Raw genomic sequence first — 25,288 nt, 5'->3', positions numbered from 1 at the left:
AATTAAATATTAATGAAAAATATATTTTGAATGATAACAGATAGTTAGAAAGGTGTATTTCTATGGGAATAGAAGTAATATATATATTTGTCGGTATTTTACTGCTCTTTGCTGTTTTCGACCTGATAGTTGGCGTGGCAAATGATGCGGTTAATTTTTTAAATTCGGCTATAGGTTCAAAGGCCGCCCCATTTTTCGTAATACTTATTATTGCCAGTATTGGTATCCTGACCGGTGTGGCTGCATCAGGAGGCATGATGGAGGTGGCAAGAAAGGGTATTTTTCATCCTCAGTTTTTTACCATGCCTGAACTGATCACTATCTTTCTTGCGGTTATGTTCACTGATATACTGCTCCTTGATGTATTTAATACCTATGGCCTTCCAACATCAACAACTGTTTCTATTGTTTTTGACCTGCTGGGTGCAGCGGTTGCAATGGCCGTTATAAAGGTGGTGGATTCCGGAGCCAGTTTTGTAGATGTTATTTCATATATAAACACATCAAAGGCAATGGTGATCATATTCGGTATACTTTTATCGATTATTGTCGCCTTCTTTTTCGGTTCAGTCATTCAGTTTATAACCCGCCTTATATTTACCTTTAACTATGAGAAAAAAATCAGGCGATACGGCGCCCTGTGGGGCGGTCTTGCTATGGTGCTAATCATCTACTTCATGCTGATTAACGGGGTAAAAGGGGCAACCTTTATAACCCCTGAGATGGCTTTCTGGATTAAAGGGCACACATTCAGGCTGATGACCTATATTTTTTTCTGCTCCGCAATAATATTCCAGGCCCTGATATTATTCAGGGTTAAGATATTAAAGATAATTGTCCTTGCCGGTACCTTTGCCCTTGCAATGGCATTTGCATCCAACGACCTTGTCAATTTTATAGGGGTTCCACTGGCCGGTCTTAATGCATATCAGGTAGCTCTTGCGTCAGGAAACCCGATGACTCAGATGATGGGCGCGTTAAGTGACAAGGTGCATACCCAGGGAATGCTCCTGATGCTGTCAGGTATAATAATGGTATTTACACTCTGGTTTTCAAAAAAAGGGCGCACTGTTACACGTACAGAGATAAGCCTGGGGCAGCAGGATGAAGGGACAGAACTTTTTGAATCCATGTGGATCTCAAGAAAGATTGTGAGTATGACCGATGCGCTTTTTAACAACCTCTGCTGCTTTATACCTGAAAGGGTAAAGGAGATCGTTAACAACAGATTAGACCCGTCAACAAGAAAGAGGTCCCCTGATCTTGACAGAAGACCTCAATTCGACATGCTGCGTGCCTCAGTAAATCTTATGGTCTCCAGCGCCCTCATAGCATATGCGACATCGCTTAAACTTCCCCTTTCAACCACATATGTAACCTTTATGGTTGCTATGGGAACCTCATTTGCTGATCAGGCATGGGGAAGAGAAAGCGCTGTTTTCCGGGTAACAGGGGTGCTGACAGTAATAGGCGGATGGTTTATGACCGCCCTGGTTGCCTTTATATTTGCATTCCTGTTCTGCTACATAATTGCATCGCTGGAGATTTTAGGGATCACTCTTCTCTTTGTTGTATCCATATTGGTTATTTACCGCAATCACAAGAGGCATAAGACTCGGGCAAAGGAAATTATTGAAACAGAGATACTGAATCTCAAAAGGATCTCTGATCCAATGGTTGCCATCTCAACAACCTTTGATCACCTTGCCGTGCTTATCGCTGAGTTTCGAAAATGTTTTGATGCTGCATCTGATGCCCTTTTTATGCAGGATGTAAGCACATTGAACATCCAGAGAAAAATGGTAAAAAAACACCAGGTGTGGGTTAACATCATTATGGCCAATGTCTTCAAGGTATTGAGGCTTCAGCATAAGGAGGATCAGAAGCTCTCCAATAAATATGCCAGGCTGATCCGTATCCTCCAGAAGTTATCTGACGGCTTCAGGGACATTGTTTTGAGGTCATATATCCATGTTGCAAACAAGCATAAAGGGCTGCTTGGAGTACAGATTGATGAACTTATGGAGATCAAGGATATAGTGATGGATGTGCTTATGAAGGTGGAAACTGCCTTCAGCAATAAGGATATCAGTGAATATCAGAGTATTGTTGAAGAGTATAACAAGCTTAATCAAATAACTGAAAGGGTAAACATTGAACAGACCAGAAGGATACAGGATAATTCTTCAAAAACAAGGCTGAGCATTCTATTTTTTGCAATTGTAGGCGACTGTTTGATGATTGTAAGGCAGAATATAAAACTGCTTGAAATACTGAATGAATCCTTTAAGCTTGATAATAATCTTGCTAAATCATATCCACGGCTAGATAGCCATTAGAAAAAAGTGCGAATCCGCTATACTGCGGATTCGCTAGTTTGGCCTCTCAATTACAAGCATTGTCTTCCATTTGCCGTTTAAAAATCTTAATAGAAAGCCTATACCGAGGGTTATCACACATAAGGTTGCAAAGATCCAGCAGGCCATGATCCCATAACCTAACACAACAACAGAGAGATATGTGGGGATCACCATTACAAGCCATCCTATGGTAACAGTCATATACATTACAAACCTGGTGTCACCTGCCCCCTTGACAGCCGATGAGAATATTATGCTCAATGTATCAAATATGGAGTATATGGCCACAAACCTGAGCAGTATTACGCTCAAATCTGCTATCTCCCCAAATGTTGCGGGGTCTGCCTTTGCCGCAAATGGGGCGATAAAGAGCCAGGGAACTGCAACATAGGCTATTGAGATGGATAACATATAAATGAATGTCAGGTGAAAACCTGAATAGCTGCTCTTTTCCGCAAGGTCAGGCCTGCCTTTTCCAAGGAACTGTCCGACAAGAATGGAAACCGCATTACCGCACCCGATCATGGGCATAAATGCAAGGGAATTGATATTGAATGCAATATTGCTTGCCACAAGACTCACTGTACCCAGCCTGCCAAGGATAAGGAGAAATACAGTAAAGCTGGCCATATCCAGAAAAAACTGGGTCCCTGCCGGTATGCCGAACTTGAGTATTCTTCCTAACAGCTCTTTATCAGGCCTGAAACCTTTCATGGTATGATAAAGCCTGTTTTGAGAACCTGTCTGCATAAGAAAAAGAAAGATTATGAGAGAGCTGAAGCTTGCTGCAACAGTAGCAATTCCGGCCCCCTTTATGCCCCATTCAGGGAAGCCCCATTTGCCAAAGATAAGGGCGTAGTCCAGAATCAGGTTTATTACAGTTGCAATGCAGTTTACCCACATAACAGGCCATGGTCTTCCTCGGCCTGAAAAGTAGCCTGATATTGCAGCAGAGGCCACTGCAGGAAATCCGCTGAAACAGAGTACTTTGAAATAGATAACCTCCTCCCTTTGAATGGATTCTTCATGGCCGAAAAAGTTAAATATCGCCTCCGCAAAGGGTATGAAAGCTAAAAGAATTATACCGCCTGCCAGTGAGATATAAAGGCCCTGCCAGACAACAGGCCCTACACGTTTATATCTTGCAGCCCCATAGTACTGCGCAACAAAAACCCCTGTATACCCGGCCACCCCTAAAAAAAAGCTCATGATGGCCTGTGACACCATGCTTGCAGGCATTGATGCTGCAATTGCATCAGCCGAGTACCATGTAAGGAACATCCTGTCGATAAAATGGAGCACAGATACTGTCCCTGTGCTTATGATCAAAGGAACCGCAAGCACAAGCACATTCCTGTACCCGCCCTCGGATTTCCATCTGTTTACTATACTGTTCATATTGTAAAATGCCTTGAAAATGTATTTATGATGCCTCTGTGGCAGGTAGTCAATACCTGAAATTTGGTATGAGGGCAATTTTATAATGCTGATATTAGTAAATATAAGGTTAAACTCAAAATCAAGGGTTCTGTGATTCTGTTTCTGAAAGTTTTTTAACCTGTTATCTTTTATCCAGCTCAATTGATATGTTGAGGTGCGACCCCTGTTTCCCAAACGTGTCCATATTTCCTCTTTTTATGGACATGTTTTGTTTTATAAATATGCACTGCTCCAGTGAATGTTCTTTCAATATGCACTTATTTTCTTGAAATCAGTGCATATCAGGATTTTTTAAATAATTCAAACAACCCGGTATTTATATAAAAAACATCTCTTCCGACTTTTTCACTCTGTAAAATACCTAATGATTCAAGCTCTTTAAGGTAATTTCCAGCAATATTACGGGAGGCAATGTTCTTTTGGATCAGATGATCTGTTCTTGTATACACATTGGTAAAAAGAATTTCTAAAAGCTCATGAGAATAAATCTTCGGCCGTTCATTTCTCATGGTTGTGCGGACCTTTTCCATAAGAGCCATTATATCTTTACATAGTGTCAGGGTGTAGACCGATGTTTTCTCTATTGCATTAAGCATAAAACAAATCCAATCCTCCCAGGCATTATCTGTCGTTACTGCTCTCAGTAAATTATAATAGGCTGCTTTATTCTGGATTATGTAGCGGCTCAAATATAAAAACGGCTCAGCGAGCATGTCTTTCATGATAAGATAAAGTACATTTATAATCCTGCCTGTTCGTCCATTTCCATCATAGAAGGGATGAATGGATTCAAACTGATAATGAATAATAGCAAGCTTTATCAATGGATGAACCCCATCGTCGTCTGTATTGATATATGTCTCAAGGTTGGTAAGCAGGTCGCGTATTATTTTTTCATTTTCAGGAGGGGTATACATTACTTCACCTGTCCTGTCATTAGCCAGTTTTGTTCCGGGCAGTTTTCTTATCCCTGCCTTGTTTTGTTCCAGTTCCTGCTGGACCTCAATAATTGTATTTGTGGTTAAAAGATTATTCTTCCTGACCAGAGCAAAACCCTTATACAGGGCATCACGATATTTCAAAACCTCTTTTACTGAAGGATCAGTGACTGTTTTACTTGCGGCAATTGCTTTAAAGAGTTTGTCATTTGTCGTCACAATGTTTTCTATTTCTGAACTGTCTTTTGCCTCCTGAAGGGTTATGGAGTTTAATATGATGGACTTGTTTGGCAACAGTTCAACATACCCCTTTAGTTCCGCAAGAAACTGGCTTGCAGTTACAAGCTTCTTAAGCACAGCTCTGGTCTCAATTTCCGCCTTTGGCGGCAACAGGGGTAAATTATTATATGGTTTTTCCGGATTAAAGTTCATATATTTGGCTCCTGAAGATCAAAAGTTTCACGAATGATTGCGCAGGCATTGCCTGCGTAATCTGCTTATTGCACTAACCCGTATGGTCTATCATGTGACTACCATCGTCTACAAATATAAGGTAAAACTCAAAATCAAGGCTCTATATTTCTGTTTCTTAAAGACCTTTTAACCTGTTATCTTTTATCCAGTTCAATTGATGTTTTGAGGTGCGAACCCCATTTAACAATCACACAGCTAAACCATTACCCTGATACTTCTTAAAGTTCTCTGCCTGTTCAAAAATCTCTTTATACACCTCATCCCGGTCCACCGGAGGATAGTCATTATCTGCCAAAAGGATTATCAGATCAGCCTTCAACTCAGCCTTGATATCAGTGCGTTTGCTCCAGTCGGTGTACCTGGCCTTGTCGTCGACTACGACTTTAACCTTTTTTGCAAGATCAAGGAGTTTATCCTCAGGGTATTCAAAATCGTATTTAATGGTTAGGGCTTTAAGAATGTCATAGAATGCTTTTTCTTCAAAATCAATGCCCATTTCAGAGAAAGATTCTTTCTCTTTTTTAATGGCATGATACAGGTCTATAATCTCGTCGGTGAAGTCTTCCAGCACTTCGCTTCTAAGTATATCCTGCTCGCTCCGGTCATTATATTTTTCAACCAGGGCCTTGAACTGTTTGGAGAAGTCAACCCCCTTTAGCTTGTTGACCTTCTTGAACTCTCCAATCACTTTAGCCAGTAACTGCTGGAGCAGCTTTATTTTAGTATTAGGCAGCTTGATCTTTTCGATCTTCGCCAGGTAGTCCGGATTGAAAATATCTAACTCAGCAGTATCCCCCTGCCCCATCTTGAAGATTTCTTCCACACCATCGCTCTGTAATGCCTCGGCAATCATTTGTTGTACCCTGGAGTTCATTTGAGCAAGGTCTGGCGCATCGCCTTTGGTAAGTTTAAATACAATAGAACGGACAGCCATATAAAAATGGACATGGTCCCGTTCGTTTTGAGCAAATTCATCACACCCGACGCAGATATCATAGGCAGCTTTCATTCGTTTTGCCAAAAACATAAAGCGCTTCTCAATCGCATCGGTAATCTGGACATATTCCGCAGCCATGTTGAGGCAGTGCAGTTGCTGCATGGGCTGCCCGGAAAAATAGGGGCGGGTATCAAACCTGTGGAAGATCACACGCATAAGGTCCAGATGATCCCTTACCACCACAATGGATTGCCTGATTTCCTCGAAGTTTGCAGTGTCGGCTTTGGAGTAATGCGCCAGGGCCAGGTTCATCTGCTTCTTGATACCAATATAATCGACGATCAACCCTTTTTCTTTCTGCTGATACTTCCGGTTTACCCTGGAGATGGTCTGAATCAGGTTGTGCCGTTTAACCGGCTTATCAATATACATGCTATCGAGAAAGGGCACATCAAAACCTGTGAGCCACATATCCACCACAATGGCTATTTTAAAATTGGATTTTAAAGTTTTAAATTGCCTGTCCAGTTCTTTGCGGTAGTCTTTTGTCCCCAGTAGATTATATAGAGCAGGTTCATCATCCTGGTCACGGGTCATCACCATTTTGATATGCTCCATGGGCATGATCTGTTTCTTTTCCTGCTCCGTGAGTTCCTCGCCATCGGCGCATACCTTCAGTTCTGACCATCCGGGACGTAAAGCTATCACTTCCTTATAGAAAGCATACGCAATCGGACGGTTACTGCTTACAAACATTGCCTTCCCGGCAACCGTGGCACCCTCTTTTACTCGTCCCTCATAATGGGTAACAAAATCTGCTGCCAGAGCCTTCAAGCGATCAGGGTCTCCGAGGATTGAGTTCATCTGCAGATTAGCCCTTTTGCTGGTCTCAATAGCATAGTCACTGGCCCCGTCATCAGCACACTGCGAGTAGTATTCTTCAATCTCTGCAAGCTTGCTGTTATCAAGCAACACCTTTGCTGCCCGGCCTTCATAAACAATACGCACTGTTATTTCATCGGCCACAGATTCTGTCATTGTGTAGGCGTCCACCACCTCACCAAACACATCCAGAGTCGCATCGATTGGTGTGCCGGTGAAGCCAACATAGGTCGCATTTGGCAGAGAATCATGCAGATACCTGGCAAACCCAAAGGTCCGGGTTACCCCCTCTTCGGTTATTTTTATCTTCTGCTCCAGGTTCACCTGGCTCCGGTGAGCCTCATCCGAGATACAGATTATATTAGTACGATCGCTAAGAAGCCGGGTATCTTCAGTGAATTTATGGATAGTTGTTAAAAACACCCCGCCACTGTTTCTGCCCTTTAGCAGCTCCCTGAGCTGTGCCCGATTATCTACACTAATGATGGTATCATCACCAACATAACCCTTGGCAGAAACAAACTGTGCAGAAAGCTGGTCATCCAGGTCTGTCCTGTCTGTAATAAGCACAATAGTTGGGCTGGCAAAATCGAGGCTCTTCATCAGGAGACGTGCAAGAAACAGCATTGTATAGCTCTTGCCGCAACCAGTGGCCCCGAAATACGTTCCGCCCTTTCCGTCGCCTCGTGGAGTGCGATGATCCTTTATGCTGGAGTAGAGCTTTTTGGCTGCATAGTACTGCGGATAGCGGCACAGGATCTTTTCGTCTTTTCTGGAGCTGTCCGGAAAATATATAAAATTCCTGATAATGTCCCGCAGCCGACGCTGGTTGAACATACCGCCAATTATTGTGTGCAGGGAACCAATGCCATCCTTTTCAAACTGCTCATTCCCATCGATCTTTCGCCAGCCGTAAAAGAATTCATAGGGTGCAAATAAAGAACCAGCCTTGTTGTTCACACCGTCACTGATAACACAGAAACCGCTATATTTGAAAAGCTCCGGTATATCCCGTTTATATCGGACTGTAAGCTGTACAAAGGCATCATAAATAGTGGCATCTTCACGTATAGCACTTTTAAACTCAAAGACTACCAGAGGAAGGCCATTAATATATAGGATACCGTCAGGGATACGTCTTTCATAGCCGATAATTTCAAGCTGGTTGACCACCTTGTAAATATTATTGTCACCATATGCGTATTGAGGTTCTGCCGCTACAGTTGTCAGTTTATCGGCATGAGGCACACGAAAGGCTTCAAGACCAGAATAGTCGATAAGCTGAATATATAAGTCCTTCTGGCTCCGGTCTTCACGCTTGAGCAGAAAGCCGTCCGAAATCATCTTCATGATGGTTTTGTTTGATTCGTACAGGTCTGATGCAGGCAGGGTTTCGAGCTTGCGGATGATGGATTCTATTTCACCAGGAGTAATTTTTTCGTGAGAATACTGAGAGGTTAAAAACCTTCTAAGATCATCCTTGATAAGAACTTCTCCCGGTTCCCTAACAATTGTCTCGCCCTGTATGTGCGGGTAGCCTTCTTTGCCTAGCAATTCAATAATTGCCGCTTCGAGTTGGGCTTCGGTGAATTTCATACTATTTTTCCTCTTTTTCCTGTCTTGCAAAATCAGCTTCAAATTGTGCCTCGCCCCGGGGCACAAAGGGTGATTCAATTTGTCCCCCGCCTCGGTTGACAAATTGCGCCTGATCTGAAACAAAGCAAAAAAATTTATAAAACTTTTTCACATGATAGTTAAAAAAATGGGATTCAGCCACCCAAAATATCCCAAAAGCCGCCTAACTTCGGACCTTTTCTTTTAATGAATCCGGCTTTCTTCAGTTTGGCAAGGTAGTTTTCAATTGTTCTTGGCGTTTTACCTAATTCTCCGACAATTTGCTCAGCCGTGTATTCAGAGTGCTTATTAATTACTTCAAATGCCTTGGACAGCTCGTTTCCGAAATCATTCCAAATACGTTCCGAAATCTTTCCGAAATCTACTTCCTGAACCAACGCATTTAAAAGCATTTCCCGAAGAGCCTGTATGAGGTAGAGGTCTTTTTTTTCGATGTTTTGGGATTCGGGATGACTACTCATAGTACTTCCTCTTTCTGGTATTGAATGCAGGCATTGTTCCTTCAAGAACATCTACAATCTTTTTATTCACCTGTTTATCCTCAATGCTTCCCGAAATAGTTGAAAACTTATAGTTATTCTCCTTATCAAGGTCTACATAAATAACCTGCTCAGCGTCTGACACGACTGCCAAATTTGGGTTATGCGTGACCATAATTATTTGTCGTTTCTTTTTTGCAACTCGAATAAACGGAACTAGGATGGTCGCAACACTGTGATTATCGAGATTGTCTTCGGGCTGATCAATAACAAGTGGAATATCGTTATTATCCAACAGCAGATAGAAAACAAGGAGTAGTGCACCGCGTTCGCCAGGCGACAGCTGCTCAAGATTTTTATCTCCCTGTTTAAGTTGGTAATTCTTCTCTAAGAATTCCAGAGAAAAGAGATACTCATAAAGGGCAGGAATATCTTTTACCTGTTCAGCGACTGATCGCTTCGCATTATCTTGATTAACTCTCCTATCAAATCGTAAAGCCAGGACTAAATTGTCGAGCAACGATACGATATCTTCTTTCGCATCAAAATCGACATCTGTCAGCAACCTGATTAATTGTGCCTCACCACCATCATTAGAATGAAAGGTCCCCATTTTATTTTGAAGAATATAATTCAAAAATCTAGAGTTAAAATCAGCACTCTTCACAAGTGACGCATCTACCTTGATTTTATAGTCCTTAAGCGTGTCCTGGTTTTCATCAATAATCTTATTGAGGCGATCTCGGGCACCTTTATAAACTGATATTACCTCCTGCTTTTTATCAAAAATAACTCGGACAATTCCTCGTCGTTCATCGTATACAGCCTCTAGCTCATTATTTAGGTCTTTATTCAAATAATCCAATTCATGTTTATAATATTCAAGCGTATCGTACCGATCGGGAGAACCGATAATATCTTTTTTATTTTTTTCCCAGCTTGTTTTGTCTGTCAAATATTTCTGGTAATGTTGTTGCTCAGTATCAAGCTTGGACTTCTCGATCTTAAGTTGTTCTTCTTTTGTTGTAAGCTGATTAGGTAGGGGAATTGAATTATCTGGCGCTTTTAGTTCCCCAAGCAGCACTTTTGCTTTTTCCAAAGAACCTTCTTTATCGAGAATCAAAGCATCAAGCTCAGTAAAATTTGTTTCCATCGAAATCAACTTTTTGACATCGATTTTGAACTCTGACAGTTCTTGTTTTTTTGCAGAAATAAATCTATTTATCTCTGTCTCTTTTTGCTGGATCTCAGATTTAATGGTTTTTAGTTTTTGGAGAGCTTCGAGCGTGGTCTTCTTACCTTCTTCTACCGTCTGAATCGAAGTCTGGAGTTTCTGGATTTCATCTTTTAAATCATCTAATTTTTTATTAATGGCTTCATTTAACTGTTTTTTATCAGGATTATCATTCGGGTTTAAAACAGGAGGAGGCTCAACCAAGGCGTCCAACTCCTCCTGTTTTTTCGTTATCTTGTTCACAACCTCCGCCTGATATGCAGTTGTAGACTTACGTTCAAGGTCAATTATCTTTTTGTTGATATCCCGAATATCGTTCCTTAATCCTTCAATCTCCGAATTGACAGTGGAGGTCTTTTTTTCAATGAGTGCATGGAAAGATAAGGCTCCCAGCTTTTCTGAATCCGGGATATGGGAAAAAACCACACTTTCGATTTCCTTCTGGAACTCTTCTGCCGTCCGGATTTCATTGGTTAACCTTTCAAATTGTCCCTGTGGAAGATATTTAACATCCAACAGTTCGGTATTCCCAGGTTGATCATTCAAATTTATTTCAGATGGCTTCCCACTTTCCCAGACAGTGGTAGCTCTAAAACTTGCGGCTAACCTCTTTTTTTTGAACTTCTCGTTAGTTAGGAATGAAAATTCTGTATCCGATGGATAATTTGCGCAAAGTGCAATTATATCTGCTATTGCGCTCTTCCCGCTGCCTTTATTTCCTATAATTGCGACAAGCTCGCTGTTAATAGGAATGGTAATATCTTTAAACCATACACCATTTCTTTGGTCATATCCGTCAATTTGCGTAATCGACAACTCCTTTATGTACTTCGTTCGATTTTTTGCAATCCGTTCAAGAAGTGGGGGGGTATCACCCATAAAGATACGCCCATCCGGCTCAATGACAACCTGCTTCAAACCATCAAATGTGGGATTAGCCTTTAGCCAAGTATAACACTTCCCTATCCTATCTTTATCTTTTGAATCAGAGAAGTTATGAGCATCACTACAGTCGAGTAAAAGGTCATTTACTCTCTGACACCTTAGTTGTTCTTTAGACCTCGTAATGGCTTCAACAGATTCAGCAGAAGTAAACACAATATGTGCACAATTGATTATTGATTTCTTAGTCGCGATTGAAGCATCAGTCCATTTCAGAGCTGCCCATTCTGTTTTCCCAACTGCTATTAAATATTTATCTTTGAAACAATCTTTTTTAAGCGATGTAAAAATCTGATCTTCTTTGACATTTAAATTGTTAAACCCTTCAGTTAAGTCATTTTCATAATCAGAAAGTTTCTCTTCTGGGGCAGACGACTTAATCGAGGCTCCCAGCTCAGCAACACTCTCAGCGGTTATCGCTCTTGTCCAGGGCTCGCCTGTTTTAAGCACATAGCTCTGCTCCAGAGTATTCAGAAACTGACTTTTAATGGTTTCTACTGATAATTCATTTGAGAATATAACATGCAGGTTGATCCTTTTTAGAGTATCGAATTCAACACCTGCAAATTTCTCTATTCTAAATTCAACTACAGGAAAGAAAGTTAGGTTTTTGAGCCTATTGTTGTTTCTCTGTTCATTTATAAGTTTCTCATAGCCATCAAGGAACAAGTAGTCATTTATCCCAAGGACAGCAAATTCCGCAGGAAGATTCTCCAGATCAGATATGTATTTTTCCCAAGTGGTATCGTTATCAATACCAAATTTTTGATAAATTGAGGATGGCGTATGGACATGTAAATCCCATTTTCGCCACTCTGATCCTTTAGGATATAACGTACTCATACTAATGCCTCCTCAGTTAATTTTTCAGCATCTGGAATACGAAGTTCTCCTGAGATGAGTTTGGGAAGAAGGGTGTCCCGGAGCTTTGCCAAAGTATTTACTTCACAATTATTCGAATGAATCTTATCAAATATTAGAAGTATTTGAGCCCCAAACCCCTTCATATTAGCAGGCCTAGGAATTATGATTGGGATCTCCCTTAGAATCTTAAGAGTTAGATACTTCTGAGTCGTTCCAGCAAGACGAGATTCCATGAATGCTTTCATGAAATCTGACTTCAAATATGTAAAAAAGTATGTAGCTAAAGTTCGGTTAACTCCCGTCTTAAATAATCCTATGTTTTTAATAGCAAAATTAATTTCTTCTTCCATTACTAGGAAAGGAGAGCCCACTGTTCCTATCATGGTTAGTAAAATATCATATGGATCTACTTTGCTCCTCTTGTTAACCTGTTCGAAATCCTCTTCTGAGATTAGGTAGGCATTTGAATAATCAATAGTATTACCTGTGATATGACGGGATGTAATTAGATATTTCCCTGTGGCAGATTGTTTGGGTGAATCATGGGTACCATCTCTTACGTCAAAAAGTGAACTGCTTTTTATCACTTCCCACCCCTCAGGAATCCACCCCATTTCTTCGGTGAGTTGAAAGGTTGCGGGGAATAGGGAATGATGAGTGTTGCATGATGAATTATGAAGCGAAGATTTTTCTTTTTCAGCATTTTGTTTTTTATCCAGCATGGCCCGACGAACTTCAGCACGTTCTGCAAATTCATCGGGAATTGAATTGCCTGCTAATATTGCATTGTCGATTACTGGATCAAAATCAACAAACCAGCTTTTGAAGAGCGCCTGAGCCATCCCTTCCAGCGTGGCATTCATCCGCCGATTCAACTCAATCTTGTCATCCAATGAGCTTAGGATGTGAGCTATAGCTTTTTGTTCGGAGAGGGGCGGGAGTGGGCACCCAAACTCTGATATACGACGCGGTGAAGTATGTTTGACAGTCGTTCCTGTTGCAGATCCGATTATCCAGCTTCTGTATTCATATGAACGAAGTAGATAGCTTATAAATTTGGGGTGACTTTTGGTTGGATCTTTAAACTCAAGAAGGCCAATGCGTTGGTTATGTAACCAGATGTTTGAGTCTTCTGGAACAATAGCCGCATTTCCAAGTGTATCTGAAGCCTTGCTCAGATCAGTCATTGTCACGATGATGTCACCAGCATTTAAAATATAATCATCAGGGATTGGCCCATTGTAGTATTTAGGCTTATCATTCTGAAATCCTCCACCTATAGCGAAATTTCCTGGCGTCGTGAGCAGGTAACGTGTCTCGACATCAGTGAAATACTCACCTTTGAATGCGAAGCCATGTTTGATATTGAAAAGGTCACCAAACTTTTTTAAGGGCCAATCACTCCCCATAACCCAACCCCTTCCAAGTCAAATAATCCAACTTCATAACCTCTTCCATCTGTAGGCAAGTCATCAGATTCATCTCATCCATCCCAACTCAAAAAGAATACTATTTAACATAATCCGCGACATTTATTCCTAATCTAAATCTCCACTGAATTCTGCTTCCATCTCTTCAATGGATGGAAGGCTTGATTTCAGATTATCAGGCAAGGCCTGTGTCAACTGATACTCTGTAACAATTTGGACACAGCCTGTGGCCAAGTTGTATGTGGAATAAGCTGTTCCACTTTTTGCAAAGCATCAGTTGTCTTTCCCGAACTTCTTTCCCGAACCTTTTTCCCGAACTTGCTGTTTGTATTCAATTCGGTTAGATTCAGTCACAAGGTTCTCCAAATCCCAGTTGTTCCAGATTCTTACGAATCACCTCATCCAGCTTATTAGACTCCTTCATCTGTGCATAAAGCGTCCGGCTCATCTCAGCCATTTTGGTTTCAAAGGCGATGCCGTCATCTTCAATATCGGCTGCGCCCACATAACGACCGGGAGTGAGCACAAAGTCATGTTTTTTTATATCTGCAAGTGTCGCGGATTTACAGTAACCGGCCTGATCTTCATAGACTCCATCTTTTTTCTCACCACGCCATGCATGGTAGGTTCTGGCGATGGATGCGATATCTTCAGTATCGAGTTCCTTTTGCGTACGGCTGATCATAGAGCCGATCTTGCGGGCATCAATAAAAAGTGTTTCGCCCTCACGGTTGCGAAAACCGCGTTCGGGGTCAGCCTTCTTATTTTTGCTCAAGAACCAGAGGCAGACCGGAATTTGTGTGGTGTAAAAGAGTTGTCCGGGGAGTGCAATCATACAGTCTACCAGATCATTCTCAACCAGCTTTTGACGGATAGCACCTTCACCGCTGGTATTGGTGGACATGGACCCATTGGCCAGAACAAAACCGGCCACGCCATTTTCTGAAAGTTTTGAGACCATGTGAAGAATCCAGGCATAGTTGGCATTGCCTGTTGGCGGGGTTTCATAACCGCTCCAGCGCGAATCATGAACCAGTTCATCGGCAGCCCGCCACTCCTTCAGGTTAAATGGCGGATTGGCCATTATATAGTCGGCCTTCAAATCAGGGTGTTGATCCTTAAAGAATGTATCAGCCGGGACTTCTCCCAGATTGGCTGAAAGACCGCGAACCGCCAGATTCATCTTGGCCAGCTTGTAGGTGGTGGAGGTGAACTCCTGTCCATAAACTGAAATATCCTTGGTATTGCCATGATGGCTCTGCACAAACTTGAGGGACTGCACAAACATACCGCCCGAACCGCAGCAGGGGTCATATATTTTGCCTTTGTATGGTTCTATCATTTCCGCAATCAGATTAACCACGCACTTGGGAGTATAGAACTCACCCCCAAGCTTACCCTCTGAGGCTGCAAACTTACCGAGGAAATATTCGTAGACCCGGCCTACTACATCCTCCTCTTTGTCCTCTACAGTATTTATATTATTGATTGCATCAATCAGTGCTGCGAGCTTGCTGCCATCCAGGCCGATGCGGGAGAAGTAGTTGTCAGGAAGCGCACCCTTGAGCGAGGCATTGCTCTTTTCCACGGCAGTCAGGGCCGAGTCGATCCTGATTGCAATATCACCCTGTTTGGCATGCTGCTGTATATGGCTCCAGCGCGAAGTCTCCGGTAGATAGAACACGTTCTTCATGGTATAAAACTCCACCATGTCAGTATATTTTTCTTTGCCCTCTGCTATCAGCTCCGCACAGCGCTCCTCAAATTTGTCCGAAACAAACTTAAGAAAGATCAAACTCAGTACAACGTGCTTGTATTCAGAAGACTCAACACTGCCCCTAAGCCTGTTGGCTGTATCCCACAAATTCTGTTCAAAGCCGTTTGTTTTGTTGTTATTGTTTTTTGCCATTCTATTCCTTATATATTCCAGCTATCCTTGGCGAAGTATGGTGTAAGATAATATTACTTTTATTTTAATTAGATTTCTCGGTTAATACCTCGAAATGAGAGTTATTGAATAAATATAACAGCACAAAATTCAAAACCTGATCCAACTGTGATTCAGCATTTGTTTGGCCGGTTTTCACCCTGTTAAATGTATAACTACATGGGATTGCTTATTTTTTTGACTGGTTTGTATTAGCAGAAAAGGAATCAATGAGCAAGAGAAGAATAGAAATAGGCTATGGGTTATGGGTCATAGGTAATAGATATAGGAAAGCTCAAAGCTGAAAGCAGGTTAAAATTATATAAACAGGCTGTCCGTTATTGCCTTTCTCCACAATTGAGGAATAACCCGACATGCTGTTTCACCCAACCTTTCACCCAACCTTTCATCCGATTAAGACACCCTGTTTATTTCTTTTTGTCTCCCTGCATACTGCTAAGGAACAAACTACCTTTTTCAATCAGCCGGTATTTCTGCAAACGGCTTTTGGGCTTATCAGGCAGAGTATATTCAATTAAAACCTTATTTCTTAAATCCCTTATAATAAGATTTAACTGTCCTGAGATTTCTTTCTGCCCCAGTTGTTTTGGTATTTCTTTTTTAGATAATGAGCCTTTTTCTAATATATTCATAATGTTTACACTGAGAGAGCTTGGAATTATTTCGGCTGAATTACTTTTTGACTCTGGCTGTGACTCTGGCTGTGACTCTGGCTGCCACTCTGGCTGCGACTCTGGCTGCGACTCGGCCCCAGTCTGAACAATCTCATATTTCGCCGCGGGATTAGCACCATATTCCGGGACACTGATCACTGTGCGAAAGATGTCACCTTCGATAAGCTGTGGGTCTTCTCCGCCATATTTTTTGCCATAAAACATCATCTTGCGCATACCGGAGCCAAGTTCATCTGCCCGGTCTATCTGTCTGAAAAAGGAACCGATCACAGGATTCTTTTGAAAGGGTACAGAGGTCTCTGGGTCCAGCCTTCCAAAGCCATGGGGCCGGCTAGGGTTGTCAGTAACCACCCGCCCATATTCAATTATGAGCCTTGTTGTAGCTCCGCTGGTATATTCACGGTGTATAAGCAGATTAGATGCAACCTCCCGGAAGATAGTGTCCCTGAGGCTGCGGCGCTCAATACCCTCAAGGTAGAATGGATCAGCAAGGTGTTTTTTAATAAAATCAAGTATGCGGTCATAACTATCTATCAAATTAGTGATAACCAGGTCCCGGTCATCATAGCGGTCAACATTAACCTTTCGCAGGATAAGATCGGTTCTATGAGGTGGGCATACCTTGAGGATGAGGTCGTCTGTCCCAAGCAGCATCACACCAGCTAAAGTTATACCCATCTTGCCTGTTTCAGGCTGGGGTTGATAGAGCTGGGCACTTTTGATCAGATCGATATCCTGCATATCCCCCCCAGGGATGCTGGGGTTTGTTGATGCGGACATAGCGGCGGCATTTTTCAATCAGGTCTGAACGAAGGTCACCCGGCTGTATCCAGGTGTAAACCCTGTTTTCACTGTATGTGGCCTGTTTGCGCTGGTAAAGCAGGGCTACCTGTGCGGTATGGTCTGTTATATCCAGATCACTCTCTTCGTTTCTGTCATATATACGGCCGTTACAGCGGTGCACCTGAGAGCTTTCAGGCACATATATACGCAATAGCTTTTTTCCTTCGATTTCGGTCTCGTTGATAGAGAGATATGTTGGAGGGATAAGCTTTTGCGGATTATTGATGGCAGTTACAAAATCCTTTCGGACCTGTTCTATTGCATCAGGAGCTATCCCCTCAATAGTTCCATCATCCTTTACACCTAAAAGCAGGGTCCCGCCATGACGGTTAAGGAATGCGCATACAGTTTCATAGATGTCCCTGTTCAACTGATTGCGGCAGGTCTTGAATTCAATATCAATGCCTTCGCCTCTGGCAATAAGGCTTTGAATTGATTCAGCCATTATATATCTCCTTTTTATGATCTAACGCTAACTGGTCTTTTTGTGTCCGATTATTATGTGTTACGTCTTATTCATGTTTAACTGCTTGGATTGCTTATTTTTTTGACTGGTTTGTATTAGCAGAAAAGGGATCAATGAGCAAGAGAAGAAAGTACAGGCTGTAGACTATAGGCTATAGACTATAGACTTTAGACTATAGACTTTAGACTATAGACTTTAGGCTGTAGGTAAAGCTGAAAGGAAAAAGCAGGATGCCGAAACTGGATGGCTGGAGAAGTTATTTAAGCTATGTTTTTATTTCCGGAAACATCATTGACATTGTAAGAGAGGGGGAGTATATTCCAAAAAAAGAATATATATGGAGATGCTAATGAAAGATTTTCTTAAGGTGATGAAGGCCCTGTCTGACCCTAACAGGGTTAAGATAGTAAAAATGCTTCAATATAAAAAAATGTGTGTCTGTGAAATAAGAGAGGCGCTCCAGATAGCCCAGCCAAGCGCATCAAAACACCTTAAAATACTGGAAGATGCAGGATTGGTTGAGAGTATGAAGAATGGGTTATGGGTTGATTACCAGCTTGCTGATGGAAATGGATCACCCTATGCTGCAAGTCTTCTTGGTAACCTCAAACACTGGCTAAAGGATGAAAAGGAGATTGAGACCATTATGAAAAAACTTCCTTTGCTAAATCGTGAGGAGATCTGCTGCAGATAAGGGAACATATCATCTATATAGCTATATAGGAATATAATGATGTAATATGAAAATAACTGAGAATTGAGAGATGAAAGAAAAAACCAAATTAGCCATAATCATTTTCATTTTTATCGCTGCCTATTTTATACCATGGAACAGTGAAATAATCAGGCGATCAGGCATTGAGGCATTCATGATGCTTCAGGAGTATGCAAGGGAGCATGTGCTCACATGCCTTATCCCGGCATTCTTTATTGCAGGCGCTATTTCGGTATTTATTTCACAGGCATCGGTGCTTAAATATTTTGGCGTAAAAGCAAACAAAATATTATCATACTCGGTTGCATCCATATCCGGTACAGTACTGGCCGTCTGTTCATGTACAGTTCTGCCCCTTTTTGCAGGTATCTACACAAGGGGTGCGGGTATTGGCCCTGCGACTGCATTTCTTTATTCAGGCCCGGCCATAAATGTGCTGGCTATTGTTTTAACAGCCAGGATCCTCGGCTGGCAGCTTGGCTTAGCAAGGGCAATAGGCGCTGTACTCTTTGCCATAATAACCGGTCTTTTAATGGCTTTTATCTTTAGAAAGGATGATGCAGAAAGAGAGGCGGGGCAAGTTTATCTCCCTGATGAAGAGGAAAAAGGCCGCACACTCACACAGGATGCCACGTTTATATTTACAATGGTTCTTATCCTGATATTTGCTGCATTTGCAAGACCGGCAGAGGGTTCAACAGGCATCTGGCTTTTTATATTTTCAATCAAATGGTACATCACTATTGCCCTTTTAGTTATACTGGGTTTTATGCTTAAAAAGTGGTTTGACAGGGATGAAAGAATTATTTGGGTAGAATCCACATGGGGGTTCATGAAACAGATTTTACCCCTTTTGGGAGCCGGCGTGCTTGTTGCCGGGTTCATGCTCGGAAGACCGGGTCATCCTGCCCTGATACCTGAACATTATATAGAGAACCTGGTGGGTGGCAATTCAATATTGGCAAATCTTTTTGCTGCTGTGGGAGGGGCATTGATGTACTTTGCCACCCTTACTGAAGTCCCCATACTTCAGGGGCTTATTGGCGCAGGCATGGGAAAGGGGCCAGCGCTGGCGCTGCTTTTAGCCGGGCCGGCCCTGTCTCTACCTAATATGTTGGTAATTGGCGGGGTGATGGGGATAAAAAAGACAGCAGTATTTTGTACAATTATTGTTGTTTTGTCTACTGTTGCAGGAATGACATATGGGTGGATTACCGGGTAAGATTTCACCGCAGAGACACTGAGGACGCAGAGAAAGACAAGAAGATAAAAAGATTAAAATTAAAACCCTTTGCGTTCTCTGCGCCTTGGAGGTGAATAATATATTTTTTTTACCGCAAAGACGCTAAGTACGCAAAGATGTTAATTACTTAAGAGGACTGAAAACAAAAACATTATCAGATAGGGCATTAACTTATGGACTTGAATAAAATCAGTAATGATATTATTGGCGCAGCAATAGAGGTTCATAGAACTCTGGGTCCAGGTCTATTAGAGTCTGCTTATGAACAATGTCTATGTCATGAGTTAAATCTAAGAAGTATATCTTTTAAAAGGCAAAAGGAATTGTCTGTTGTTTACAAGCAAATAAAGCTCGATTGCGGTTACAGGCTGGATATTTTAGTAGAAGAGGTCATTATTCTTGAATTGAAGTCCTGTGAAAAAATAGAACCCATTCACAAGGCACAATTACTGACCTATCTAAAATTATCAGGTAAATGCCTTGGTTTTATTTTAAACTTTAATGTGCCTGTTATGAAAAATGGGATAGTAAGGATGGTGAACGAATTCAAAGAATAAAACCCTTTGCGATCTTTGCGTCTTAGCGGTGAAAAAAAATGTGAGATTTCACCGCAGAGACACTGAGGACGCAGAGAAAGACAAGAAGATAAAAAGATTAAAATTAAAACCCTTTGCGATCTTTGCGCCTTAGCGGTGAACAATAAGTAATTTTTTAAAGGAGGGTGTCATCATGGAAATTAAGGTATTAGGCCCTGGATGTAAAAAATGCGAGGCTGTGAAAAAGAGTGTGGAGGAGGCAATTATTGAATCCGGTGTTTCAGCAGAGGTTGTAAAGGTAACAGATCTCCTTGAGATAGCCAAACATGGTGTGTTCGGAACACCTGCGATTGTTGTTGACGGCAAGGTAAAGAGTGTTGGCAAGATACCAACCAAAGAAGAGATTAAGGGTTGGATACAACAATAATAAAAGGAGGGTATTAACATGGCAGAAAATTGCTGTACAACAAATGGAAATATAATGATTCTCGCCTGTTCAGGGGCTTCAAATGTAGGGCAGCTCTCAAACAGGGCTGCTGTTGAGCTTACACAGGAGGGTTTTGGCAAGATGTTTTGCCTTGCAGGGATAGGTGGAGGTCTCTCAGGCTTTGTCCAGTCAGCAAAGGATGTGCCCCACTTGGTAGCCATAGACGGGTGTGAAGTAGGTTGTGCAAAGGCTACGCTAGCAAGGGCAGAAGTTCCATTAAAGGATTATATTGTGCTGACCGAGTTGGGGATCAAGAAGAGTAAGGATTTTGATCTCAAACATCTTGAGATACAGAGGGTAAAAGATGAGATTAAAAAGGTATGCTATCGTGGAGGGGCATAAATAAAATATGGGTATTGAAATACAAAAAGAAAAGATTCATCAGATCGTAATTGAAAAATACTCTGATATTGCCAAATCAGGAGGTATGGCCTGTTCTTCATGCTGCGGAGAAACAGGAGCAGATATCTCGATCGAGGAACTCGGCAAGGCCCTTGATTACACGGATGAAGACCTTCGTCTTGCCCCCGGTGAGGCAAACCTGGGGCTTGGGTGCGGAAACCCATTGAGCCAGGCAGAACTCAAGGCAGGAGAAACAGTGCTTGATCTGGGCAGTGGGGCAGGGTTCGATGCCTTTCTTGCGGCAAGGATTGTTGGGGAAACCGGCAAAGTAATTGGTGTGGACATGACTCCCGAAATGGTTAAAAAGGCCGGAGAAAACGCACAAAAGCTGAAGATAGAAAATGTCGATTTCAGATCAGGTAAAATAGAAGAGCTTCCTGTTCAGGACGGTTCGGTTGATGTGGTTATATCAAACTGTGTGATAAATCTTTCTCCTGATAAAGGTAAGGTCTTCAGTGAGATATTTCGTGTCCTTAAACCTGAAGGAAGGATAGTTATTTCGGATGTGCTGAGATCAGGTGAAATCCCGGACCATATCCTCAATAATCCGGATGCATATACCGGCTGAGTCTCCGGGGCAATTTCACCTGGAGAGGTGAAGAAAATCTTAAATGATTGCGGATTTGAAAATATATCAATCGGGCCAAAGGAAAACAGTAGTAATATAATTCGCCAATGGGAGATTGGTGAGAATATTGAAAATATGGTGTTTTCAGCCTACATTAAGGCTATTAAACAGGGCTAATAATATACATGGAGTAAAAAAATGAAATCTTTAATAATACTCATTATTTCCTTTTTGCTTATAACAATCGGGTCATTTGCCAGTTCAGCTACCCCGGAAGAACACGAGAAATTTCTTAAAAATCTTCCAGTTAAAGACATGGTTACAATGATTGCACTTGGTAAAAAAACATGCACCCAGTGCAAGATGATGGCGCCTATACTGGAAAAATTGAAAGTAAAATTTGAGGGGAAGGCCGCAATAGTCTTTATAAACCTCCTGCAAGACCCTGAACAGCAGTATGTTTACAGGCTCAAAGCCCTGCCTACACAGATTTTTTTTGATCAGGACGGTAAAGAGGTATTCAGGCATGTGGGATTTTTTAGCGAAAAGGAAATCATTGCCCAGCTAAAGAAAATGGGTGTCGAATAATACTGCTTCGCTTGGAGAATTAGTTAATGTTTGATTCTATATTTCTTACTATTAATGAGTGGATTACCGCCGACCCGATGCTGGCGGCTATCGGTTGTTTTCTATGGGGCGTTATAAGCGTTCTTTTCAGCCCGTGTCATCTTGCATCAATCCCCCTTATAGTCGGTTACGTTGGCGGTCAGGAGGCAATGCTGACACCAAAAAAAGCAGGGATATACTCTGTTTTATTTTCTACCGGCCTGTTTATTTCCATCGCCCTTGTGGGTATTATCTGTGCTCTTTTAGGCAGAATGCTTGGAGATATAGGCAGTTACTGGCAGATTATTATAGGAATTATTCTTATCTGGATTGCTCTTGGCATGCTCGGGGTTGAAAAATGTACAGCATCCGGTAGCCTGCTGTATAAACTCAATTTCAGGGGCTTTATCGGGGCCCTTGGTCTTGGGCTGGCATATGGCATTCTGTCAGGTTCATGCACATTCGGTTTTATTGCTCCAATCCTTGCGATCATTACAGTTCAGGAAAAGATTGCTTCTGGTATCCTGTTTATTATTCTTTTTGCAATAGGCCATTGCCTGCCTATTGTCTTTGCAGGGAGCTTTACCGGGTTTGTGAAGAGCATAATGGATAACAGCAGATGGCAGGGTGCCGGGAGCTGGTTTCGAAAAGGCGCAGGGGTGGTTATCCTGTTATTGGCTATCTATTTTATTGTAAATCCTTTTCTAACATCTGTTTAACATTGGTAATATATTTATGGAGAGTAATATGACAGAAAATGTAGAGGCAAGGGGGCTGGGTTTTTTTGAAAAATATCTCTATATCTGGGTTATCCTTTGTATTATTGTCGGTATAGTCCTGGGAAAGATAGCCCCTGGTTTTGCAAAATACCTGGATGGTATGTCCATCTATGTGGGTGATGCCCCTGTTGTTTCCATACCTATTGCAATATGTCTATTTTTTATGATGTACCCTATCATGGTAAAGATAGATTTTGCCGAGGTTATCAAGGCAGGTAAAAGCGGTAAACCGGTATTGCTTACACTTATTGTAAACTGGGCCATAAAGCCCTTTACCATGTATGCGATTGCCATCTTCTTTCTTGGCACCCTTTTTTACAATCTTATCGGGCCTGAGGCGATTGATCATGTCAAGATGCCTTTCGGGCTTGATCTTGCCGAAGGAGCAACCCATGGCGCAGGCACAGTGGTCATGGTTGAAGGGATAAAGATGCTTGAGGTGCCGCTTTGGCGGAGCTATCTGGCAGGGTGTATCCTTTTAGGGATAGCTCCATGCACGGCAATGGTTCTTGTGTGGGGTTTTCTTGCGCGCGGTAATGACGGCCTTACCCTTGTTATGGTCGCCATCAATTCACTTACCATGCTTATTCTGTATGGCCTTCTTGGAGGCTTTTTACTTGGAATAGGAAGGCTTCCGGTGCCGTGGCAGGCCCTTTTGCTCTCTATAGGTATATATGTTGCCCTTCCGCTTGTTGCAGGGTTTATCTCCAGAAAGGCCATTATAAGCGCAAGAGGAGAGGTTTGGTTCAAGGAAAGGTTCCTGCATATACTTACACCCATTACCATTATTGCCCTGCTTATTACCCTAGTCCTGCTATTCAGTTTCAAGGGAGATGTGATTGTTGCGAATCCGCTTACTATCCTGTGGATCGCAATCCCTCTTTTTATACAGACAAACCTGATCTTCTGGCTTGCCTATGGCCTGGCCAGATGGCTGAAACTGGGTTATAAAGACGCAGCGCCTGCCGCAATGATAGGTGCATCCAATCATTTTGAGGTGGCTATTGCAACAGCGACCATGCTTTTCGGCCTCTCATCAGGGGCAGCCCTTGCAACCGTGGTTGGTGTTCTGATTGAGGTGCCTGTTATGCTTATGCTGGTAAGGATATGTGTTAAGACCAGACAATGGTTTCCCTCAGCAGGAGGAGTAACAAAGTAATAATTCTTGGTTTCCATTGAAGTGATTAAGTTATTATGAAAAAGATACTTTATTTATGTACAGGCAACTCATGCCGCAGCCAGATGGCAGAGGCATGGACAAACTATCTGCAAAAAGACAAATTCATGGCATACTCCGCGGGCATCGCCCCAAAGGGCGTTGACCCAAAGGCCATTAAGGTAATGGCTGAGGCTGGTGTGGATATTTCATCACAGAGGTCAAAGGATATAGATTCCCTGGGTGCAATGGAATTTGATTATGTTGTTACCCTTTGTGACAATGCAAATGAGGCATGCCCATTCTTCCCTGCAAAGACAAGATTGCTGCACAGGGGTTTTGATGATCCGCCAAGGCTATCTGAAGGGATTTCGGATGAGGATGAAGCTTTGAGGCATTACCGAAGGGTAAGGGACGAGATAAAGACCTTTGTGGAAAATATAGAAGAGGAACTTAGCAGGTAATTTGTTGTAAATGCCTATAAAAAATAAATTTTTTAGTGCTGACTCATCAGGCAACCTTATAATACCTGCGGAAACAGCAGCAGGAATGGGAATTAAATCAGGGGATCAGATAAAATTCTCGGAAAAAGGAAGCTCCCTTACCCTCTGCCTTCCAATGCGTCTTGAAAAACTCTATATTGAGGTTACAAGCAAGTGTAACCTCAATTGCCGCACCTGTATTCGGAATGTCTGGGACGAAGCCCCTGGCGAGATGTCAGAAGAGGTTTTTAAGGTCATACTTGATGGTCTTAATCGATTTCCTATTTTGCCCGAAAAGATATTCTTTGGCGGATTCAGTGAACCTTTATCTCATCCATGTATAATTGATATGATCTCCCGCGTCTCCTGACGTTTAATAAGTAAATAAGCAGCAAGAAACCCGATCAGGTACATGAGCCCATACCATCTTATCTGGAAAGGGCCTATTTTGAAAATATAAGGAGTGATGTCAGGAAAAGGTATCATATAATTTTTAAGATCTCCAATAACAATCGGTAAATTAACATACTAATTATTGTCTATCGTATTGTTTATTTATTGCTTTACACTAAACCTCTTAAATTATAAAAAATGATCGTGTTCTTTACACTACATCCAAGATCAAAATGTCAAGAAGCTTATGGCTGGTTTTATTACTTCTTTATTAAAGGGGGAATATTTGTGGAATGATTTCAACAGAGAAATAGAAGAGGTTTTAAAAACAGGCTGCTGTTAGATAACAGTATCTATCGGAAAATAATATTTAAA

At 41.9% G+C, this 25,288-nt stretch carries 20 protein-coding genes and 1 pseudogene; 12 read left to right on the top strand and 9 right to left on the bottom strand.

Annotation, left to right across the window (positions count from 1 at the left end):
* The first annotated feature begins 62 nt into the window (after window positions 1-62).
* Window positions 63-2,339, top strand: a complete 2,277-nt coding sequence (locus tag GX654_18640; protein NLD38881.1) for an inorganic phosphate transporter — start codon at window positions 63-65, stop codon at window positions 2,337-2,339.
* A gap of 33 nt (window positions 2,340-2,372) precedes the next feature.
* On the opposite strand, the gene GX654_18635 is transcribed toward GX654_18640, so the two are convergent.
* From GX654_18635 to GX654_18600, 8 genes and pseudogenes are all read right to left on the bottom strand, one after another.
* On the bottom strand, window positions 2,373-3,758 hold the full coding sequence (locus GX654_18635) for an MATE family efflux transporter (protein ID NLD38880.1): 1,386 nt from the start codon (window positions 3,756-3,758) through the stop codon (window positions 2,373-2,375).
* Between the two features lie 323 nt (window positions 3,759-4,081).
* A complete protein-coding gene (locus GX654_18630; protein ID NLD38879.1) occupies window positions 4,082-5,170 on the bottom strand; it encodes a Fic family protein in 1,089 nt (362 codons plus the stop codon).
* Window positions 5,171-5,399: 229 nt separating this feature from the next.
* A complete protein-coding gene (locus GX654_18625) occupies window positions 5,400-8,627 on the bottom strand; it encodes a type I restriction endonuclease subunit R (GenBank protein NLD38878.1) in 3,228 nt (1,075 codons plus the stop codon).
* A 173-nt stretch (window positions 8,628-8,800) separates the two neighbouring features.
* Window positions 8,801-9,058, bottom strand: coding sequence for an ArsR family transcriptional regulator (locus GX654_18620; GenBank protein ID NLD38877.1), 258 nt, complete (start codon window positions 9,056-9,058; stop codon window positions 8,801-8,803).
* A gap of 61 nt (window positions 9,059-9,119) precedes the next feature.
* On the bottom strand, window positions 9,120-12,164 hold the full coding sequence (locus GX654_18615; GenBank protein ID NLD38876.1) for an AAA family ATPase: 3,045 nt from the start codon (window positions 12,162-12,164) through the stop codon (window positions 9,120-9,122).
* Window positions 12,161-13,594, bottom strand: coding sequence for a hypothetical protein (locus tag GX654_18610; GenBank protein NLD38875.1), 1,434 nt, complete (start codon window positions 13,592-13,594; stop codon window positions 12,161-12,163). Before GX654_18610 ends, GX654_18615 begins: the two co-directional genes overlap by 4 nt.
* 367 nt (window positions 13,595-13,961) lie before the next feature.
* Window positions 13,962-15,524 (bottom strand): SAM-dependent DNA methyltransferase, encoded by a 1,563-nt coding sequence (locus GX654_18605; GenBank protein ID NLD38874.1) that lies wholly within the window; start codon window positions 15,522-15,524, stop codon window positions 13,962-13,964.
* Between the two features lie 446 nt (window positions 15,525-15,970).
* Window positions 15,971-17,525 (bottom strand): annotated as a pseudogene (locus GX654_18600) (AAA family ATPase).
* 370 nt (window positions 17,526-17,895) lie between these two features.
* Here GX654_18600 and GX654_18595 point away from each other — a divergent pair.
* The 11 genes from GX654_18595 (at window position 17,896) to GX654_18545 (ending at window position 24,890) form a co-directional block, all read left to right on the top strand.
* Window positions 17,896-18,240 carry a winged helix-turn-helix transcriptional regulator gene (locus GX654_18595; GenBank protein NLD38873.1) on the top strand — a complete coding sequence of 115 codons (345 nt, stop codon included), beginning with the start codon at window positions 17,896-17,898 and terminating at the stop codon, window positions 18,238-18,240.
* A gap of 70 nt (window positions 18,241-18,310) precedes the next feature.
* Window positions 18,311-19,483 (top strand): permease, encoded by a 1,173-nt coding sequence (locus GX654_18590; GenBank protein NLD38872.1) that lies wholly within the window; start codon window positions 18,311-18,313, stop codon window positions 19,481-19,483.
* Between the two features lie 194 nt (window positions 19,484-19,677).
* Window positions 19,678-20,061, top strand: a complete 384-nt coding sequence (locus GX654_18585; GenBank protein ID NLD38871.1) for a GxxExxY protein — start codon at window positions 19,678-19,680, stop codon at window positions 20,059-20,061.
* Between the two features lie 172 nt (window positions 20,062-20,233).
* Window positions 20,234-20,467 carry a thioredoxin family protein gene (locus GX654_18580; protein ID NLD38870.1) on the top strand — a complete coding sequence of 78 codons (234 nt, stop codon included), beginning with the start codon at window positions 20,234-20,236 and terminating at the stop codon, window positions 20,465-20,467.
* A gap of 18 nt (window positions 20,468-20,485) precedes the next feature.
* Window positions 20,486-20,869, top strand: coding sequence for a zinc-binding protein (locus tag GX654_18575; protein ID NLD38869.1), 384 nt, complete (start codon window positions 20,486-20,488; stop codon window positions 20,867-20,869).
* Window positions 20,870-20,882: 13 nt separating this feature from the next.
* A complete protein-coding gene (arsM, locus tag GX654_18570; protein ID NLD38868.1) occupies window positions 20,883-21,674 on the top strand; it encodes an arsenite methyltransferase in 792 nt (263 codons plus the stop codon).
* 21 nt (window positions 21,675-21,695) lie between these two features.
* The gene (locus GX654_18565; protein ID NLD38867.1) at window positions 21,696-22,085 is read left to right on the top strand and encodes a thioredoxin; all 390 of its coding nucleotides are present in this window, start codon (window positions 21,696-21,698) and stop codon (window positions 22,083-22,085) included.
* Window positions 22,086-22,111: 26 nt separating this feature from the next.
* Window positions 22,112-22,822 (top strand): cytochrome C biosynthesis protein, encoded by a 711-nt coding sequence (locus GX654_18560; protein NLD38866.1) that lies wholly within the window; start codon window positions 22,112-22,114, stop codon window positions 22,820-22,822.
* 16 nt (window positions 22,823-22,838) lie between these two features.
* Window positions 22,839-24,041: an ACR3 family arsenite efflux transporter gene (arsB, locus tag GX654_18555; GenBank protein NLD38865.1), complete on the top strand. Its 1,203-nt coding sequence runs from the start codon at window positions 22,839-22,841 to the stop codon at window positions 24,039-24,041.
* A 35-nt stretch (window positions 24,042-24,076) separates the two neighbouring features.
* The gene (locus tag GX654_18550) at window positions 24,077-24,502 is read left to right on the top strand and encodes an arsenate reductase ArsC (GenBank protein ID NLD38864.1); all 426 of its coding nucleotides are present in this window, start codon (window positions 24,077-24,079) and stop codon (window positions 24,500-24,502) included.
* 10 nt (window positions 24,503-24,512) lie between these two features.
* Window positions 24,513-24,890, top strand: coding sequence for a hypothetical protein (locus GX654_18545; protein ID NLD38863.1), 378 nt, complete (start codon window positions 24,513-24,515; stop codon window positions 24,888-24,890).
* Here GX654_18545 and GX654_18540 read toward each other — a convergent pair.
* On the bottom strand, window positions 24,851-25,006 hold the full coding sequence (locus tag GX654_18540) for a hypothetical protein (GenBank protein NLD38862.1): 156 nt from the start codon (window positions 25,004-25,006) through the stop codon (window positions 24,851-24,853). The two genes, GX654_18545 and GX654_18540, sit on opposite strands and share 40 nt — an antisense overlap.
* Window positions 25,007-25,288: the final 282 nt, after the last annotated feature.

This window comes from Desulfatiglans sp. (assembly GCA_012513605.1).
Taxonomy (GTDB): Bacteria; Desulfobacterota; DSM-4660; order Desulfatiglandales; family HGW-15; genus JAAZBV01.
The sequence above is the reverse complement of the archived record's forward strand: the minus strand, read 5'-3'. Positions and strand labels throughout refer to the sequence as shown.

Coding starts and splice junctions, on each gene's coding strand:
- GX654_18615 (NLD38876.1), bottom strand. CDS start 12,164: ATGAGTACGTTATATCCTAAAGGATCAGAGTGGCGAAAATGGGATTTA.
- GX654_18575 (NLD38869.1), top strand. CDS start 20,486: ATGGCAGAAAATTGCTGTACAACAAATGGAAATATAATGATTCTCGCC.
- GX654_18590 (NLD38872.1), top strand. CDS start 18,311: ATGAAAGAAAAAACCAAATTAGCCATAATCATTTTCATTTTTATCGCT.
- GX654_18550 (NLD38864.1), top strand. CDS start 24,077: ATGAAAAAGATACTTTATTTATGTACAGGCAACTCATGCCGCAGCCAG.
- GX654_18640 (NLD38881.1), top strand. CDS start 63: ATGGGAATAGAAGTAATATATATATTTGTCGGTATTTTACTGCTCTTT.
- GX654_18625 (NLD38878.1), bottom strand. CDS start 8,627: ATGAAATTCACCGAAGCCCAACTCGAAGCGGCAATTATTGAATTGCTA.
- GX654_18595 (NLD38873.1), top strand. CDS start 17,896: ATGAAAGATTTTCTTAAGGTGATGAAGGCCCTGTCTGACCCTAACAGG.
- GX654_18565 (NLD38867.1), top strand. CDS start 21,696: ATGAAATCTTTAATAATACTCATTATTTCCTTTTTGCTTATAACAATC.
- GX654_18545 (NLD38863.1), top strand. CDS start 24,513: ATGCCTATAAAAAATAAATTTTTTAGTGCTGACTCATCAGGCAACCTT.
- GX654_18610 (NLD38875.1), bottom strand. CDS start 13,594: ATGGGGAGTGATTGGCCCTTAAAAAAGTTTGGTGACCTTTTCAATATC.
- GX654_18580 (NLD38870.1), top strand. CDS start 20,234: ATGGAAATTAAGGTATTAGGCCCTGGATGTAAAAAATGCGAGGCTGTG.
- GX654_18635 (NLD38880.1), bottom strand. CDS start 3,758: ATGAACAGTATAGTAAACAGATGGAAATCCGAGGGCGGGTACAGGAAT.
- GX654_18605 (NLD38874.1), bottom strand. CDS start 15,524: ATGGCAAAAAACAATAACAACAAAACAAACGGCTTTGAACAGAATTTG.
- GX654_18560 (NLD38866.1), top strand. CDS start 22,112: ATGTTTGATTCTATATTTCTTACTATTAATGAGTGGATTACCGCCGAC.
- GX654_18630 (NLD38879.1), bottom strand. CDS start 5,170: ATGAACTTTAATCCGGAAAAACCATATAATAATTTACCCCTGTTGCCG.
- GX654_18540 (NLD38862.1), bottom strand. CDS start 25,006: ATGATACCTTTTCCTGACATCACTCCTTATATTTTCAAAATAGGCCCT.
- GX654_18620 (NLD38877.1), bottom strand. CDS start 9,058: ATGCTTTTAAATGCGTTGGTTCAGGAAGTAGATTTCGGAAAGATTTCG.
- arsB (NLD38865.1), top strand. CDS start 22,839: ATGGAGAGTAATATGACAGAAAATGTAGAGGCAAGGGGGCTGGGTTTT.
- GX654_18585 (NLD38871.1), top strand. CDS start 19,678: ATGGACTTGAATAAAATCAGTAATGATATTATTGGCGCAGCAATAGAG.